General features: G+C 66.3%; 14 protein-coding genes. 6 read left to right on the top strand and 8 right to left on the bottom strand.

Going from position 1 to position 15,652, the window contains the following annotated elements; genetic code table 11:
* Positions 1–35 precede the first annotated feature (35 nt).
* On the top strand, positions 36–1,574 hold the full coding sequence (locus tag E2481_RS13620) for a uracil-xanthine permease family protein (protein ID WP_136717704.1): 1,539 nt from the start codon (positions 36–38) through the stop codon (positions 1,572–1,574).
* 49 nt (positions 1,575–1,623) lie between these two features.
* On the opposite strand, the gene E2481_RS13615 is transcribed toward E2481_RS13620, so the two are convergent.
* Positions 1,624–2,172: a KH domain-containing protein gene (locus tag E2481_RS13615; protein ID WP_136717703.1), complete on the bottom strand. Its 549-nt coding sequence runs from the start codon at positions 2,170–2,172 to the stop codon at positions 1,624–1,626.
* 228 nt (positions 2,173–2,400) lie between these two features.
* Between E2481_RS13615 and E2481_RS13610 the strand changes: the two genes are divergently transcribed.
* The gene (locus E2481_RS13610; RefSeq protein ID WP_136717702.1) at positions 2,401–3,357 is read left to right on the top strand and encodes a TIGR03557 family F420-dependent LLM class oxidoreductase; all 957 of its coding nucleotides are present in this window, start codon (positions 2,401–2,403) and stop codon (positions 3,355–3,357) included.
* 50 nt (positions 3,358–3,407) lie between these two features.
* Here the strand turns inward: E2481_RS13610 and E2481_RS13605 are convergent, their stop codons facing one another.
* Entirely contained in the window at positions 3,408–3,764 is a 357-nt protein-coding gene (locus E2481_RS13605; RefSeq protein WP_136717701.1) for a hypothetical protein, read from the bottom strand.
* 271 nt (positions 3,765–4,035) lie between these two features.
* Here E2481_RS13605 and E2481_RS13600 point away from each other — a divergent pair, with 271 nt between their 5' ends.
* Positions 4,036–5,613: a methyl-accepting chemotaxis protein gene (locus E2481_RS13600; RefSeq protein ID WP_136717700.1), complete on the top strand. Its 1,578-nt coding sequence runs from the start codon at positions 4,036–4,038 to the stop codon at positions 5,611–5,613.
* A 60-nt stretch (positions 5,614–5,673) separates the two neighbouring features.
* Here E2481_RS13600 and rio1 read toward each other — a convergent pair whose 3' ends face one another.
* Both rio1 and eif1A read right to left on the bottom strand, forming a co-directional pair.
* On the bottom strand, positions 5,674–6,591 hold the full coding sequence (gene rio1, locus E2481_RS13595; RefSeq protein WP_136717699.1) for a serine/threonine-protein kinase Rio1: 918 nt from the start codon (positions 6,589–6,591) through the stop codon (positions 5,674–5,676).
* A gap of 86 nt (positions 6,592–6,677) precedes the next feature.
* Entirely contained in the window at positions 6,678–6,965 is a 288-nt protein-coding gene (gene eif1A / locus E2481_RS13590; RefSeq protein ID WP_136717698.1) for a translation initiation factor eIF-1A, read from the bottom strand.
* Between the two features lie 404 nt (positions 6,966–7,369).
* On the opposite strand from eif1A, the gene E2481_RS13585 reads away from it, so the two are divergent.
* Positions 7,370–8,437: a zinc-dependent alcohol dehydrogenase family protein gene (locus tag E2481_RS13585; protein WP_136717697.1), complete on the top strand. Its 1,068-nt coding sequence runs from the start codon at positions 7,370–7,372 to the stop codon at positions 8,435–8,437.
* A 105-nt stretch (positions 8,438–8,542) separates the two neighbouring features.
* On the opposite strand, the gene E2481_RS13580 is transcribed toward E2481_RS13585, so the two are convergent.
* Entirely contained in the window at positions 8,543–10,168 is a 1,626-nt protein-coding gene (locus E2481_RS13580; RefSeq protein ID WP_136717696.1) for a protein kinase domain-containing protein, read from the bottom strand.
* Positions 10,169–10,276: 108 nt separating this feature from the next.
* Between E2481_RS13580 and E2481_RS13575 the strand changes: the two genes are divergently transcribed.
* Entirely contained in the window at positions 10,277–11,227 is a 951-nt protein-coding gene (locus E2481_RS13575; protein WP_136717695.1) for an AEC family transporter, read from the top strand.
* A gap of 161 nt (positions 11,228–11,388) precedes the next feature.
* Here E2481_RS13575 and E2481_RS13570 read toward each other — a convergent pair whose 3' ends face one another.
* From E2481_RS13570 to lrp, 3 genes are all read right to left on the bottom strand, one after another.
* Entirely contained in the window at positions 11,389–12,894 is a 1,506-nt protein-coding gene (locus E2481_RS13570) for an MATE family efflux transporter (RefSeq protein ID WP_136717694.1), read from the bottom strand.
* Complete coding sequence (locus E2481_RS13565; RefSeq protein WP_136717693.1) at positions 12,891–13,538, bottom strand: TetR/AcrR family transcriptional regulator; 648 nt, start codon at positions 13,536–13,538, stop codon at positions 12,891–12,893. The genes E2481_RS13570 and E2481_RS13565 overlap by 4 nt, the downstream gene beginning before the upstream one ends.
* A gap of 149 nt (positions 13,539–13,687) precedes the next feature.
* Complete coding sequence (gene lrp, locus E2481_RS13560; protein WP_136717692.1) at positions 13,688–14,143, bottom strand: HTH-type transcriptional regulator Lrp; 456 nt, start codon at positions 14,141–14,143, stop codon at positions 13,688–13,690.
* 127 nt (positions 14,144–14,270) lie between these two features.
* Between lrp and glnA the strand changes: the two genes are divergently transcribed.
* Positions 14,271–15,644, top strand: coding sequence for a type I glutamate--ammonia ligase (glnA, locus tag E2481_RS13555; RefSeq protein ID WP_136717691.1), 1,374 nt, complete (start codon positions 14,271–14,273; stop codon positions 15,642–15,644).
* Positions 15,645–15,652 lie beyond the last annotated feature (8 nt).

The raw sequence follows: 15,652 nt of genomic DNA, 5'->3' as shown, positions 1-15,652 counted from the left end.
ACGGGACTTTCAGCCAGGGACGGCCAGCGCAATCGATGAGTTCAGACCCGGAGCGATCCGAGTCGTCGTTCGTCGAGTACGGCATCGAAGATCGGCCGGGGACGGCCACGTCGGTCGTCCTCGGGCTGCAGCACTACCTGACGATGGTCGGAGCCAACGTCGCCGTCCCCCTGATCCTGGCGGCGGCGATGGGGATGCCGACCGACGTGACCGCACGCTTCGTCGGCACCTTCTTCGTCGTCTCGGGTGTGGCTACGCTGGCCCAGACGACGATCGGGAACCGCTATCCGATCGTCCAGGGAGCGCCGTTCTCCATGCTGGCGCCCGCGCTGGCGATCGTCGCGACCGTCACAGCGATGCCCGGCGAGCCGGCCTGGCAGACCCAGCTCCGGACCCTCCAGGGGGCGATCATCGGCGCTGCGATCGCGGAAGTGGCCATCGGCTACTTCGGGATCGTCGGAAAACTCCGGCAGTTCCTCTCGCCGGTCGTGATCGCGCCGACGATCACCCTCATCGGCCTGGCGCTGTTCGACGTGGGCCAGGTCACCGCCGCGGACACCAACTGGTGGCTGCTCGGACTGACCCTCCTGCTGATCGTCGGCTTCTCCCAGTACTTAGACAGCCGCCACCGGGTCTTCCAGCTGTTCCCGGTGTTGCTGGGCATCGTCGCCGCGTGGCTGGTCGCGGCCGGCCTCTCGGTGGTCGGCGTTTACGAGGCCAGCGCCACCGGCTACGTCGACCTCGGCGCGGTCGCCGGGGCACAGCCGCTCATGCCGATCTATCCCCTCCAGTGGGGCATGCCCCGGTTCGGCCTGGCCTTCGCCATCGGCATGTTCGCGGGCGTGCTGGCGTCGATCCTCGAGAGCTTCGGCGACTATCACGCCATCGCCCGACTGGTGGGCAACGGCATGCCCAGCGAGCGTCGCATCAACCACGGCATCGGCATGGAGGGGCTGATGAACGTCTTCTCCGGCCTCATGGGCACCGGCGGCGCCACCTCCTATTCGGAGAACATCGGCGCCATCGGGCTGACAGGCGTCGCCTCCCGGTACGTCGTCCAGATCGGCGCCGTCGTAATGCTGGTGGTCGGCTACGTCGGCTACTTCGGCCAGCTTGTGGCGACGATCCCTGACCCGATCGTCGGCGGGCTGTTCGTCGCCATGTTCGCCCAGATCGTCGCCGTCGGCCTCTCGAACCTGAAGTACGTCGATCTGGATTCGTCCCGGAACGTCTTCGTCCTCGGGTTCGCGCTGTTCGTCGGCCTTGCGATCCCGGAGTACATCGGAAGCGTCGGCGACGTGGCGACGTTCCGCCAGGGACTGGCCGGCGTGCCCGTGGCCGGGTCCGTACTCAGCCAGCGCCTGATCGCCGATACCGTCTACGTCATCGGGTCGACGGGGATGGCCGTCGGCGGGCTGGCGGCGCTGGTGCTCGACAACACCATTCCGGGCACCCGCGAGGAGCGCGGGCTGGCCGAGTGGGACCGCATCGCCGAGCCGGAATCCGCGTTCCAGCCGTTCTGGAAGGGATTGTTCGGCGAGAACGCGGAGGAAGAATCGGTCCGAAACGACTGAGCCCGGTCGGGGTTTCTGCGAGCGAAGGCTTGGGTAACAAGCGAAGCGATTACCCAGTGAACTGGTGGTACTCCATGCCCTTCTGTTTCATCTCGTTGTGTCGCCGTTCGAGGAACGAGTAGACCGAGCCGTGCGGGGCGCCGTCCAGAATCATCTCGGCGGCCTCCCGGACGGTGTCGACCTGTTCGGGCTGGCCGATGACGCCGAGCGTCGAGCCGTAGATGACGACCGCGGCCCCGGACAGGTCCGCCATCAGTTCCCGGGTCCGGCCGTCCTCGCCGATGAGCCGACCCTTCTTCCGGCGCAGGTCCTTCTCGTTGCGGGAGGCGGCCTTGACGTCGATGATCTCGAACATCATCATCTCGTCGTCGAGCAGTGCGAGGGCTTCGTCAGGAGCGAAGCCGCGACCGATCGCCTTCACGATGTCGGGGCCTTTCAGCCCGGTGATTGGGTCGCCGACCGATTCGACGCGGACCTGCCCGGTCTCGCTATCGATGTCGAGCCGAACCTCCGCGCGCTCTTCGATCTCGCGCATCGTCTCGCCCCCTTCGCCGATCAGCACGCCGATGCGGTCCTGCGGAATCTTCACGTGTTGCATAAATATGTACCAGGCTACGTGGTCGGTCCGTTTCAAGCCTTCGCACGCGTGGCGGAGCGTCGGAATTCCACGAGCGGACATCGGCGCTGGGCCGCCTTCGTCCGGTCTGAGACGACGTTGCATATCCCGGCCGGTCGCTTAAGCGCGGGAACGTGGACGGACAAACGCAATGGACCGAGACCCGACGGGCGACCGACGCACCGACGGCCACGGGACTGGTGGACCGGGATGACCGACGTGGGCTTCGCGCTGTCGAGTGAACTCCACGGACCCGCCGAACTCGTCGAGCAGGCGGTTCGCGCCGAGGCGGCCGGCTTCGATTTCGTCGCCCTCTCGGATCACTTCCACCCCTGGATACCGGCACAGGGGGAGAGCCCGTTCGCGTGGACGGTTCTGGGCGGGGTCGCGGCGGCCACCGAGGCGGTCGAGGTCGGGACCGGCGTCACCGCACCGATCCAGCGCTACCATCCGGCCATCCTGGCACAGGCGACGGCGACCGCCGCGGACATGCTCGACGGTCGGTTCTACTTCGGCGTCGGAACCGGCGAACGCCTCAACGAACACGTCGTCGGCGATCACTGGCCGCCCTCGACGGTCCGCCGGGAGATGCTCAGGGAGGCCGTCCAGGTCATCCGAGCGCTCTGGCGCGGCGACGAGATCACCCACCACGGCCGACACTACACCGTCGAGAACGCGAAACTGTTCACCCTCCCCGAGGAGCCACCGCCGGTCTACGTCTCCGCCTACGGGCCGAAAGCCGCCACGCTGGCCGGCGACATCGGCGACGGCTTCTACACCGTCGGGCCACAGGAATCGGCCCTGGAGCGGTATCGCGAGGTCGGCGGCGAGGGGCCGGCCTACGCACAGATGACGATCTCCTACGCCGAAACTGCGGAGGAAGCCGTCCGGTCGGCCCACGAGCGCTGGCCGAACGTCGGCCTCCCCGGGGAACTCTCGTCGGAGTTAGCGACGCCCGTCCACTTCAGGCAGGCCAGCCAGCAGGTCAGCGAGTCGGACATCGCCGAGGGGAGCACGATCACCGACCCCGATCCCGGAACCCACGTGGAGAACGTCGAGTCGTTCGCCGAGGCAGGGTTCGACCACGTCGTCGTCCACCAGATCGGTGCCGACCTCGACGGCTTTTTCGACACCTACGAGGACGAGGTGCTCCCCGCCGTCGAGTAACGCCCCAGGCCGGTCCCGTGCGTCCCAACCCGTCGGACGCCCCGTCGCCGTTACTCGGGGGCCAGTTCCTCGGCGGACACCCGCTCGATGTCGAACTCGCTATCGAACGCCCGCTTTGCCGCCCGCTCTCGTTTCTCCGTTCGGAACTGGCTCCGGTGAAGCATCTGGACGTACCGGTGGAGTTCCCGCTTGCTGTCGATCAGGAAGTACCCGTTCCGCGTCGCCGCGATCGGAATGCCTTCCTCGTAGAGCAGGTACTGTAGCACCTCTTTTCCCTCGAAGGAATCCGACTCACCGACGCCGAGTTGCTGGTTGAGTTCCTCCGTTGAGATGCTGTTCTCGCGCCCGCGGTGGTCGGCGAGGATGTCGAGCGCCTGCTCGATCAGTTCGCGGTCTATACGACCCATAAGTACAATTACAATATTCGTTCATAAAATAGTATCTTTTGTTTACACCACGTTCGATCATTAATAATCGGGGGCGCCGGGACCAACCCGACCGAACAGACCGGCATACGGTCGCCTTCGTGGTCCAGTGAGTGGAAAATACACCAACCCACAGAATTAAGTGTTCAACAATTTTCGCTTAGCCTGTTAAGAGACAGAGTATGAACGGACTTTACTACCCAAACAACAATATAATATCGGTAATTAGTGGAAAGTCTGGTCCCAGAGAGACATGAGCCGGGAAGCGACGCAGATGGCGGCAGAGACGACGTACGACGAACAGACCATAGCCACGGCCAGAGGTGCCGTGGAGGCAGTACGGACGGCATCGGAGGAGGTCGACGAGCAACTGGCGGCAATCGACGAGCGGTCGAGCGAACAGGCAGCCAGCATGGACGCGGTCGTGGACGACGTTTCGTCGCTGAGTGCGACGATCGAGGAGATCGCGGCCAGTTCCGACGAGGTCGCAACGCGGAGCCGACGGGCCGCCACTGACGTGGAAAACGGGAACGAGGCGGCACGAGAAGCGCTGGAAGTCATGGAGAACGTCAGGGATATCGGAACGGCAGCGGCCACGGACGTCGAGCGACTGGAAACGCGGCTCGACGAGATCGAGACGGTTCTGGCCGGGATCACCGAGATCGCCGACCAGACCAACATACTGGCGCTCAACGCGAGCATCGAGGCCGCCCGTGCCGACGCGGACGGCGACGGGTTCGCGGTCGTCGCCGACGAGATCAAGACGCTGGCCGAGGAGTCCCAGACGCAGGCCGACGAGGTCGACCGAATCCTCTCGGAGGTCAGCGAGGCGGCCTCGACGACCGTCGAGCAACTCAACACGGTCATCGACGAGGTCGAGAGCGGCGCAGAGCGCGTCGAAGAGACGCTGTCGACCCTGGATGACGTCGCCGACGCCGTCGAGCGGACGGCCGAAGACGTCCAGAGCGTCTCGGAAGCCACGGACGAGCAGGCAGCCACGAGCGAACGCGTCGCGGCTCGCTGTGAAGAGGCGGCCGACAACGCGACGGAGATCGAAGGGGACGTCGCTCAGATCAGATCGGCACGCGCCGAGCAGACGGACATGCTCACGGAGATCGAGGACGCGCTCTCGGCCGTGGGGCGACGAGACGCGACGGATACCGAACGGATACCGACCGGGGTTCCGGAACTGGATGCACGCAGCGACGGGGGACTCGTCGTCGGTGGCCGAATCGTCCTGGAGTACGACGGCGAGGCCGCCGTCGACTCGGTGGTCGCCACGATCTGTGCAACCGCTCTCGCCGAGGGGTATTCCGTCTCGGTGACCCCGCCGCGAACGCTCGACCGGCGGACGTTCGCGAGCGCACTCGCCGACGCGGAGCAGTCGCCGTCGCTCAGTGGCGCGCTCGAACGGGACCGGCTGTTCGTCCTCGACGCGTTCGACGAGTGGGCCGACGGCCGGAACGTCTTCGACCTGTCGACCCGTTCGCTCGGCGAGGCGAACCGCGAGACGGACAACCGCCGGGACCAGCCCCTGTTAGTCGTCGGCAACATCGCCGGAGAGATCGCCGTCATGGGCGAAGCCGACGCGCGCGCCGCTCGGTACGAGAACGACGACGGCGTCCTCGACGGCCGGGACACGGTCCTCAACGTGATCGACACCAGCACCGTCGACGAGACGTTCTCGTCGTTCTACGCCGGTGCGGCCGATCAGGTGATCCGGACGCGACAACGGGGCGAGGACCGCCACGTCGAGGTCGCGGACCCGTCCGCGACGGACACCGCTTCGCGCGACTCGGTTCCGGCGCGCGCCGACGAGCGGACCCGCTGAGATCGAGGCGCAGGAACGACCGCGAAAACGGATCGACCACAATCAGTGTGCCGTTACCCGTCACGAACCGGGCGCGGCCTCATCTTCGGCGTCCCCGGTCACGTAATCGAGGAGGTCGTCGTCGGTCACCTCGAGTCCCTGCCGGCGGAAGAACGCGGCGACGTTGTGACAGTCCCGTTCGAGGAACTCGCGGCTGTTCGGGTGGTGGACGGTGACGGCCTGGCCGAGGTCGATGACGACGAGTTCCTCGCCGTGGAGGATGACGTTGTACTCCGAGAGGTCGCCGTGGACCAGGCCGGCGTCGTACAGACGGCGCATGTACTCGCGGATGACCTCGTAGGCGGTCTCGGGGTTCTCGATGTGGACCTCACCGAGGCGTTTGGCGCGGCTCTCCTTGATCCCCAACAGCTCCATCACCAGCACGTTTCGCTCGACTGCGATGGGTTCGGGAACGCGGACGCCGGCCTTGCGGGCCCGCTCCAGGTTGGCGTACTCCTTGCGGACCCAGGCCTTGACGACCTCGCTTTTCTTCGAGCCGATGCCGTCGAAGCGGGGGTCGCCGTCGAGGTAGTCCCGCATGTCCCGGAAATCGGAGGCGTTGATGCGGTAGACTTTGACCGCGACCTGGCGGCCCTCGCCGGTCTCCGGGCGGTTACCGGCCGAGTCCTCGCCGCCTCGGCCTCCGCCCAGCGCCGAGTAGACGTTGGCCTCCTTGCCGGTCGAGATGGGGCCGCCGAAGGCCTCGATGTAGCCGTCCTGGACGAGTTTGTAGAGCGCGGCGAAGGTGGCGTCGTCGAAAACGGAGGCTTCGACCTTGAACTGGTCGGCGTCCTTGATACGGTCGCGGAACTCACTGAACTCCCGGTCGCGCTTGCGGGCGATGCGGTCGGCGTCCGTGTCGGCGACGTCGATCTCCTCCCACTCGTCGCCGGGGGAGTCGACGTCCTCGGTGTCGACGAGTTCGAAGGAGTCGGTCACGCGAGTCCCACCCGGATCATGACGGGGACCGCCCTCGCCGACGCGGTCGCCCGTCGCGGACAGCCGTGGAGTCGATCATCGAAACATCACCCCTGGATATGCCCCTCCTCTTTGAGCTGGTCGGCTTCCTGCTTGTCGTAGCGCCAGGTGATGTCGCCTTTCTCGTCTTGCCAGTCCCAGGGCTCGACGAGTACCACGTCGTCCTCCCGGATCCAGATGCGTTTCTGCATCTTCCCCGGGATGCGGGCTGTCCGTTCCTGGCCGTCCATACACCGGACCCGAACGCGGTTCGCACCGAGCATGTCCTCGACGATGGCGAACACCTCGTCGTCGTCAGGCATGCGAAGGTCCTTGCGTCCCTCGTTGTCGCTCATGGTCGCCCTTCGGTAGGGAGACGGTTTAACTTTTTCAACGGAAACCGACCGCAACGCCCCTCAGCCCCACCTCGGAAGCACTGCCCGAGAAACGAGTACCGGTTCACGGACCCTCCCTGTCAGCCTCTACCGAGCGCGCGCCAGGGACCGATTCGTCGATTTCCCCCGGGTCGAAATAGACCCGGACGCCCACTGTCCGAACGCGTATCGTTGCCCGTCAATCGCTCCCGTGATCGAACCGCGCGCGAGCGCCACTTCCGGCAAATTACCGGATATCGTTGCCGAAAGAATGGGTGAACAGTTGCCAACCGGAAAACCCTGCATAACGCAGTCCCCCTGAATAAAGAGGCGTATAATATAGCTCCCCAATGATTTATAAGGACGTATTGGCAGTGTAGTGCTGGATGAAAGCAGCAGTCTTCCACGGGGTGGAGGAACCCCTCCAGATCGAAGAGGTCGAACCGCCGACGGTCGAGGACGACCAGATCATCGTCGAGACCGAAGCGTGTGGGATCTGTCGCAGCGACTGGCACGCCTGGAAGGGCGACTGGTCGTGGATCGGCGTGATGCCGACCGACGGACTGATCTTCGGCCACGAACCCGCCGGCACCGTCGTCGAGGTGGGAGACAACGTCGAGCGCTTCCGCGAGGGCGATCAGGTGACCGTCCCGTTCAACCTCTCGGACGGGACCTGCCACCACTGCCGGAACGGCCGGGGGAACATCTGCGAGCAGGTCGTCCCGCTGGGCTTCCTGAAGATGGCTCCCGGTGCCTTCGCCGAGCGGTTCCCAGTCCGGAAAGCCGACCACAACGCCATCAAGCTCCCGGAGAACGTCGATCCGGTCGACGTGGCCGCGCTGGGCTGTCGGTTCGCCACCGCCTTCCACGGCCTGGCTCACCGCGTCGACATCACGCCCGGCGACTGGGTCGCCGTCCACGGCCTGGGCGGGGTCGGCCTCTCGGCGGTCCACATCGCCGACGCGCTGGGCGCGAACGTCATCGGCATCGACATCATCGACGAGAAACTCGACAAGGCCGAAGAGCTCGGCGCGGACGAGACCCTCAACGCCAACGACGTCAAGGACGTTCCCCAGGCGGTCAAGAAGTTCACCGAGTCCTCGCGCGGGGTGGACATCTCCGTCGACGCACTGGGCGTCGCCGAGACCTGCCAGAACGCCGTCAACTCCCTGGGCAAGGGCGGCCAGCACCTCCAGATCGGCCTCACGACATCCGAGGAAGGGGGCAACGTCTCGCTGCCGGTCGACAACATCGTCATGGACGAACGGGACTTCAAGGGCTCGTTCGGGATGCCTCCGAACCAGTACGAGGAGATCTTCCGCATGATGGACCGCGGGAAGATCGACCCCGGCAAGATCGTCACCGAGACGGTCCCGCTCGAAGAGGTCCCCGAGGTCGTCCAGTCCATGGACGACTACGAGACGGTCGGCATCCCGGTCTGTAACGAGTTCTGAGGCACCGACCCGGCGAACCGCTCGCACGGTCGGAACTCGCGGATGCTGTGTTCTCCGATGGCATCGACGCCGACGCGCCCGTCCGTAGTGTTCGGGAACCGCCGATCACGTGACTTCGTAGCCCGCCTGTACGCAGGCGTGCCTGAGATCGACCCGGAGCTGCGAGGCAGTCTCGTAGCGGACGAGCTTTCGCTTCGCGGTGGCTTTCCGGACCACCTCGTCGACGGGGTCGGGGAGCGCGGCGTTTCGATCGGACGGGGCCGGCGGGTCGGCCGACAGGACGGCGTCCCGAACGGCGTCACCGTCCCCCTCGAACGGCGGCCGGTCGGTGAACAGCCGGTAGAGGACGGTTCCGAGCTGGTAGATGTCGGTCGAGTGGTCGATGCTGCCGTAGCTTTCGTCGAGGTACTCCGGTGCGACGTACCGGGGGTCGAGGTACTCCGGGAGCGAAAAGTGCTCCCGGAGGGCGAACATCAGCCCGACGTTGTCCAGCAGGGGCCGACGCCGTTCGGTGAGCGCGTCGGCCGGCATGACGACGTTGCCGGGGTCGAGTCCGGCGTGGACGACGCCCTGCCGGTGGCAGTTGGCGACGGTTTCGGCGAGGTCCAGCCCACACCGGAGCCGCGCGCCCACGCTCGGCGGCGTCCACTCGGCGATGGTCTCCTCGACCGGTTCGGTCGCCAGCCAGGGCCGGGGTTCACACGCCCAGTCGTGGACCGTCACGACGCCGTCGGTGGCACCAGCACCCTGCCAGCGAGCCAGGCTCTCGGCGACGGCGTCCCCGAAGCCGACCGGGGCCTCGGTGTCGTCGTCCGCGTCCGGTCTGTCGAGCAGTCGAAGGGCAGTCCCCCGCTCCTCGCGGCCGGTGATCGCACGGGCGCGTATCGTGTCGGCGTATCGCCGCCCGTCGCGCGGTAACACGACTTCGAGGTCGTCGAACCGACACTGCGCCCGGATGGCCCGGAACAGCGGGGACGACTCGATGGCGTCGATGTCCGCGCGTTTTTGCTGGTGGACGGTCCGCGGCCTGGTTCGACCCGTCCCGCCAGAGTGTCGGGCGTCGGTGCGTCCGTCGTCGGCCCCACCGGAGCCAGCGTCGGCCCCGGTCGCCGTGTCATCGGCCTCAGTCTCAGTCGCCGTGGTACCGGCATCGGCGTCAGTCTCCGTGTCACCGGCTCCGAGCCGCGGGTCCCGGTCCGCGCCGTCGCCACGGTCGGTCTCCGAGGCGTCGTCCATCTCGCGTTCGATGACCGTCGGGACTTCGCCCTCGGTTTCGACGACCGACCGGATCGCTTCGAGGCTGGTGGCCGGGACCAGCGCGGTGCCGCCGTCCGCGGGGGCGACGGGGCCGGCGTCGACGGCCGCCGTCACTGTGGCATGGTCGATATCGCGCTCGTCGAGGACCGGCCGAACGAGATCGGGATAGCGCGCGTCGAGGTGGGCGAGCACGCTGCGAACGTCGTCGCTCGCGTCGCGGTTGGCCGCCAGATACCCGACGAGGCCGGGCACGGCGTTGGGTTGCTCGCCGGCCAGGAGCCGGACGGCCCAGGCACTGGAGAACCGAATCGTCGGGTTCTCGTCGGCGAGGCCGGCGACCAGCGACCGGCGCAGGTCGGCGTCGGCGAGGTCCGGTCGCTCCTCGGGCGCGGCGAGCAGCGTCCGCAGCACGGATCGCGGGTCCGTCCACGGTCGCGAGCGGTCGCCCTCCGGACTGCGCGCGCTCGTATCCATCGTCCCAGTACTAGGGCGCTCGGTACATCAACCTTGGTCAGACGCTCGGCGGACACGCGGCTGTCGCGTATCGAAAGCGTTGACTCCCGCCCAGATGTCGCCTCGTCCGTGTCGCTGCTTTCGGTGCTGGGGTCGGCCGTCCTGCCGGTCGTCGCCGTCGCCGGGATCGGGTTCGTCCTCGGCCGAGTCCGCGACGTCGACGTCGAACCCCTCTCGACGATCACCATCTTCGTCCTCGCGCCGGCGCTCGTCTTCTACAGCCTGCTGACGACGCCCATCGACGGACCGACGGTCGCTCGCCTGTTCGCCGGCGTCGCGGCCTTCACCGTCGCCATGCTCGCCCTCGCGGAGGGCGTTGGCCGCGCGCTGGGCGAGGAAGAGCCGGTCCTGGGCGCTGTCGTCCTGACGAGCACATTCTCGAACGCCGGCAACTACGGCATCCCCCTGTCGGCCTTCGCCTTCGGCGCGCTCGGACGCAGTACCGCCGTCCTCTACATCGCCGTCCAGTCGGTGCTGATGTACACGGTCGGCGTCTACGTCGCCTCCCGCGGCCAGTCGGGGTCGGTGCGGGGCGCGGTCGGCAAGGTGTTCCGACTCCCGCTCGTCTACGCCGTCGTCGCCGCGGCGCTGGTCCGCGCGCTCGATCTCGTACCCCCGACCGACATCGCGGCGATGCAGACCATCAGGCTCACCGGCGACGCGGCGATCCCGGTGATGTTGCTCATGCTCGGCATCCAGCTCGCGGGGTCGACCGGCGGCGGGACCGTCCGGCGGGTCGCCCCGGCGACGGCGCTCAAACTCCTCGTCGCGCCGGTCGTCGCCCTCGGCGTCGCGCTGGGACTCGGACTCTCCGGCACTGTGGGGCGCGTGTTCGTCCTCGAATGCGCGATGCCGGCGGCGGTGACGCCGCTCATGCTCACGATCGAGTTCGGTCGCGACCGGACGGCCGGCCTCTCGGCTGCCGACTACGTGAGCACGACGATCCTCGTCAGCACGCTCGCGAGCCTGGTGACGCTGACCGGGCTGATCGCCGTCCTCCAGTCCGGTGCGGTGCTCTGATCCGATCAGTCGTCGGTCTCCACCCGCCGCCCGCGGTTCGAGGCAACCCTCTCACCGTCGGAGCAAGCTCCGACGAGTTCCCCCTCGCTTCACTCGCGGGAACACCGGTCAGTCGTCGGTCTCCGCCCGCCGCCCGCGGTTCGGACCGCCGTCCTCACCGGTCAGTCGTCGGTCGGCGTCGCGTCACCGACTTCCTCCGTCGATCCGGGGCCGGTCTCGTCGTCCGTGAGGTCTGCCTCCCGCCAGGTGCCGCGCTGGAACCAGCCGAACGCGATGGCGGCGGCGGCCACGTTCGAGACGGCGAAGGAAAACCAGATGCCGTCCGGACCGAACCGCTGTGAGGCGACCCACGCGACCGGCAGGCGGATGACGCCGAACATCAGGATGGCGATGGCGGCGGCCGTCAGGGTCTTGCCAGCACCGCGAAGCCCACCGGTGTACGCCCGGAGGACGCCCATGAAGCCGAAGGTCGGGGCGACCCAGCGCAGGAAGCGCGCGCCCTCCTCGATCACCCCGGCGTCGTTGGTGAACACCGCCATGATCTGCGGTGCGATGACGAAGATGACCGCGCCCAGCGCCGCGAGGATCAGGAACGTCACCTTCGCCGCGAAGTGATTGGTCGCGGCGGCCCGGTCGGGCTTGCCCGCGCCGATGTTCTGGCCGGTCATCGTCTCGACGCCGCGGTCGACGGCGATGGCGGGCATGAAGATCAGCGAGAACACCCTGATGCCCACGCCGAAGGCCGCGACGACCGTCGTCGAGAACGTCCCGACGATGAACAGCAGGAGGTTCACCGACAGCGCGCGACCGGTGTTCTCCACCGACGCGGGGACGCCGATGCGCAGCAGTCGACCGAGGTAGTCGAAGTCCGGGACCATCTCCGAGATCCGGATGCGGATGCCGTGGCTCCCGTTCAGCATGATGGCCATGCCGACGACCATCGCGGACGCACGCGCGAAGACGGTGGCGATAGCCGCCCCTTCCACGCCGTTGCCCGTGTAGCCGGTCACAGCGTACAGCGAGTCCTGGATGGCGCCGGCGTCCAGGGCCGTAAACAGGGGATTGTTCTGGAACCCGAAGATCAGGATCGGGTCCAGCACGATGTTGAGGACGACGGTCCCGAACATCACGACCATCGGCGTGATGGTGTCACCCGACCCGCGCATCAGCGCGATGAACACGAAAAAGCCGAACATGAAGGGCAGGCCGGCGGCGATGACGCGCATGTACTCCGTGGCCAGATCCAGAACCAGCGGCTCCGCGCCGAACAGGTCGAGGACGCCACCGACGAGGAAAAAGCCGAGCGCGCCCAGGATGGCCGACCCGATGAGCGAGAAGGTGACGGTCTGGGACGCGGCGTACTCGGCCTTGCGGGGTTCGTCAGCCCCCGTGTGCTGGGCGACGAGAACGCTTCCGGCCACCGAGAGCCCCATTCCCAGCGAGATCAGCAGGTAGACCAGCGGGAAGCCGAAGCTGATGGCCGCCAGCGCGGGCGTGCTGTACTGGCCCAGCCAGAAGGTGTCCGCCAGGTTGTACATCACCTGCAGCAGGTTCGTGATGATGATCGGAAAGGAGAGGAAAAAGAGGGGCCGACCGATGCCGCCGCTGGTCAGATCCAACTCCTCCTTGCCCTTGAACAGGCTCCCCAGGCGGTCGCGGACGCTCATTCGGACCGAACCTCCTGGACGTCGTCGCCGCGGTTGTCCTCGCCGTCGTCGGTGTCATCAGCGTCACCAGCTACCAGATGGGTCTCGACGTACGACCGGAGCATCCGGCGCGTGCAGTCGATGTCCTGGCCGACGGCGACCTGTTTCGTGTGTGCGCCGTCGAGCGCGGTGACGATGAATCGGGCGGTGTCGTCGGGATCCACGGGGCGAAACTCGCCCGCCTCGATGCCCGCCGCGACGTGCTCGTGGACGTGTTCGAAGAGGTACTGATCGAACTGCTCCAGTCGCTCGCGGATATCGTCGTTGTACGGCGCCTGTGCCTTGAGTTCGAGCAACGCCGTTCGGAAGGCCACCCGCTCGTCGGCGTCTTCCGGCGGCGGTGAGAGGACGGTGTCGACGAACGCCGCGAGTCGCTCGGCCGGCGTCTCACCCGCCGGGTCGGCGACGCGGTCGGTGAACCGCTCGAAGAGGTACTCGAGAAAGGCCACGAGCAGGTCGTGTTTGCTGTCGTAGTGGTAGTGCAGCGCCGCCTTGCTCTTGTCCGTCTCGTCGGCGATGTCCTGCATCGTCAACTCCGCGTACCCGCGCGCACAGAGCGCGCGGTAGGTGGCTGCCATGATGGCGTCGGAAACGTCGTCGGACATGGAGGGGATACCGAACTAACTGACTGGTCAGTCAAAAGGCTTCGGAACCCGAGCCCCGTTCGATCCCTGACACCGTCCATCACGATCGAGACAGCGGTAGCTGACAGTCACGGGACTGCCATCGCAGCGGTGTCGAGTCGCCGTCGACGTTACTCCAGTTCCAGTTCGAACTGCTCGTGCTCGCTGGCGGCGTTGAGCACGACGCTGGTGTTGGATTCCTTGATCTGCGGGTCGACGAGCAGCTCCTTGATCTGGTCGTTCATGCCGTCGGTGTCGGTGAACTTCCCGATGGCGATGATGTCGTAGTCGCCGGTGACCTCGTAGACCGAGATCATCTGCTTGTGTTCGCGCAGGCTCTCGGTGACTTCCGGCAGGGCCGACCCCTCGACTTTGAGCTGGACGACCGCCGTCACGTCGTAGCCCAGCTTGTCGTAGTCGAGCTTCGGCGTGTAGCCGTTGATGATCCCCTGGTTTTCGAGATCCTTGAGGTGATTTGATACGGTAGTGACTGACACGTCGAGGTCCTCGCCGAGGCTCCGAAGACTGGCGCGTCCATCGCCGAGCAGGGCATTTACTAACTTCCGGTCGAGATTTTCGTACGTCATTACGTTCACGAACTCGCTCTGGGCATTAGAATTTTACGAATATCCAATTCCAGAGGGAGAGCCGTGAGCTTTGCGCAAATCGGTAGTGTTTTTATATCTGGCCTGTAGGTTTTCGATGACGAGAAAGATGACAAACCCGAACGTAAAAGCGGACGGCGGTCTCACTGCGGAGGCACAGGACGTAATCGACGAGATCGACGAACAAAACGTCGATTTCCTCCGATTGCAGTTCACCGACATTCTCGGTACCGTCAAGAACGTGTCCGTGCCGGCCGAACAGGCGGAGAAAGCCTTCTCCGAGGGGATCTACTTCGACGGCTCCTCGATCGAAGGGTTCGTTCGCATTCAGGAGTCGGACATGCGCCTCGTCCCCGACGCGAGCACGTTCTCCGTGCTCCCGTGGCGCAACAGCGATGAACACGCCAGCGCCCGGCTCATCTGTGACGTCATCAACACCACGACCGGCGAGCCCTTCGAGGGCGACCCCCGCTACGTGCTCAAGCAGGCACTCCAGCGCGCCCACGACATGGGCTATACGGTCAACGCCGCACCCGAGCCCGAGTTCTTCCTGTTCGAGGAAGACGAGGACGGCCGCGCGACGACCAAGACCAACGACGCCGGCGGCTACTTCGACCTCGCGCCGAAGGACCTCGCCTCGGACGTGCGCCGCGACATCATCTACGGGCTGGAGGACATGGGCTTCGAGATCGAGGCCTCCCACCACGAGGTCGCACAGGGCCAACACGAGATCAACTTCGAGTACGACGACGCCCTGACCACCGCGGACAACGTCGGTACCTTCCGCACCGTCGTCCGTGCCATCGCGGCACAGCACGACCTCCACGCGACGTTCATGCCCAAGCCGATCCCGAAGATCAACGGCTCGGGGATGCACACGCACATCTCGCTGTTCACCGAGGACGGCGAGAACGCCTTCCACGACGGCAACGACGAGTTCGACCTGAGCGAGACGGCAAAGCAGTTCCTGGGCGGCATCCTCGAACACGCCCCGGCCATCACGGCGGTGTCGAACCCGACCGTGAACTCCTACAAGCGCCTGGTCCCGGGCTACGAGGCACCGGTCTACGTCGCCTGGTCCGACCGCAACCGCTCGGCGCTCATCCGCAAGCCGGCCGCGCGCATCCCGGCCGCGAGCCGCATCGAGGCGCGCTTCCCCGATCCGTCCTGTAACGCGTACCTCGCGTTCGCCGCACTCATCCACGCCGGCCTGGACGGCATCGAGAAGGGCATCGAGGCACCCGACCCCGTTCGGGAGAACATCTACGAGTTCGACGAGCAGAAACGCGAGGAGTACGGCATCGACACGCTCCCCCAGAACCTCGGCGAGGCCGTCGATGCGCTCGAAGAGGACGAGGTCATCAAGAACGCACTCGGCGAACACATCGGCGAGAAGTTCGTCGAGGCCAAGCGCCAGGAGTTCAAGGAGTACCTCGTCGACGTCTCCGACTGGGAACTCGACCGGTACCTCGAGACGTTCTGATACGGTTT

The organism is Halorientalis salina, assembly GCF_005049285.1.
GTDB lineage: Archaea > Halobacteriota > Halobacteria > Halobacteriales > Haloarculaceae > Halorientalis > Halorientalis salina.
This window is presented reverse-complemented; position numbering and strand designations above follow the sequence as displayed.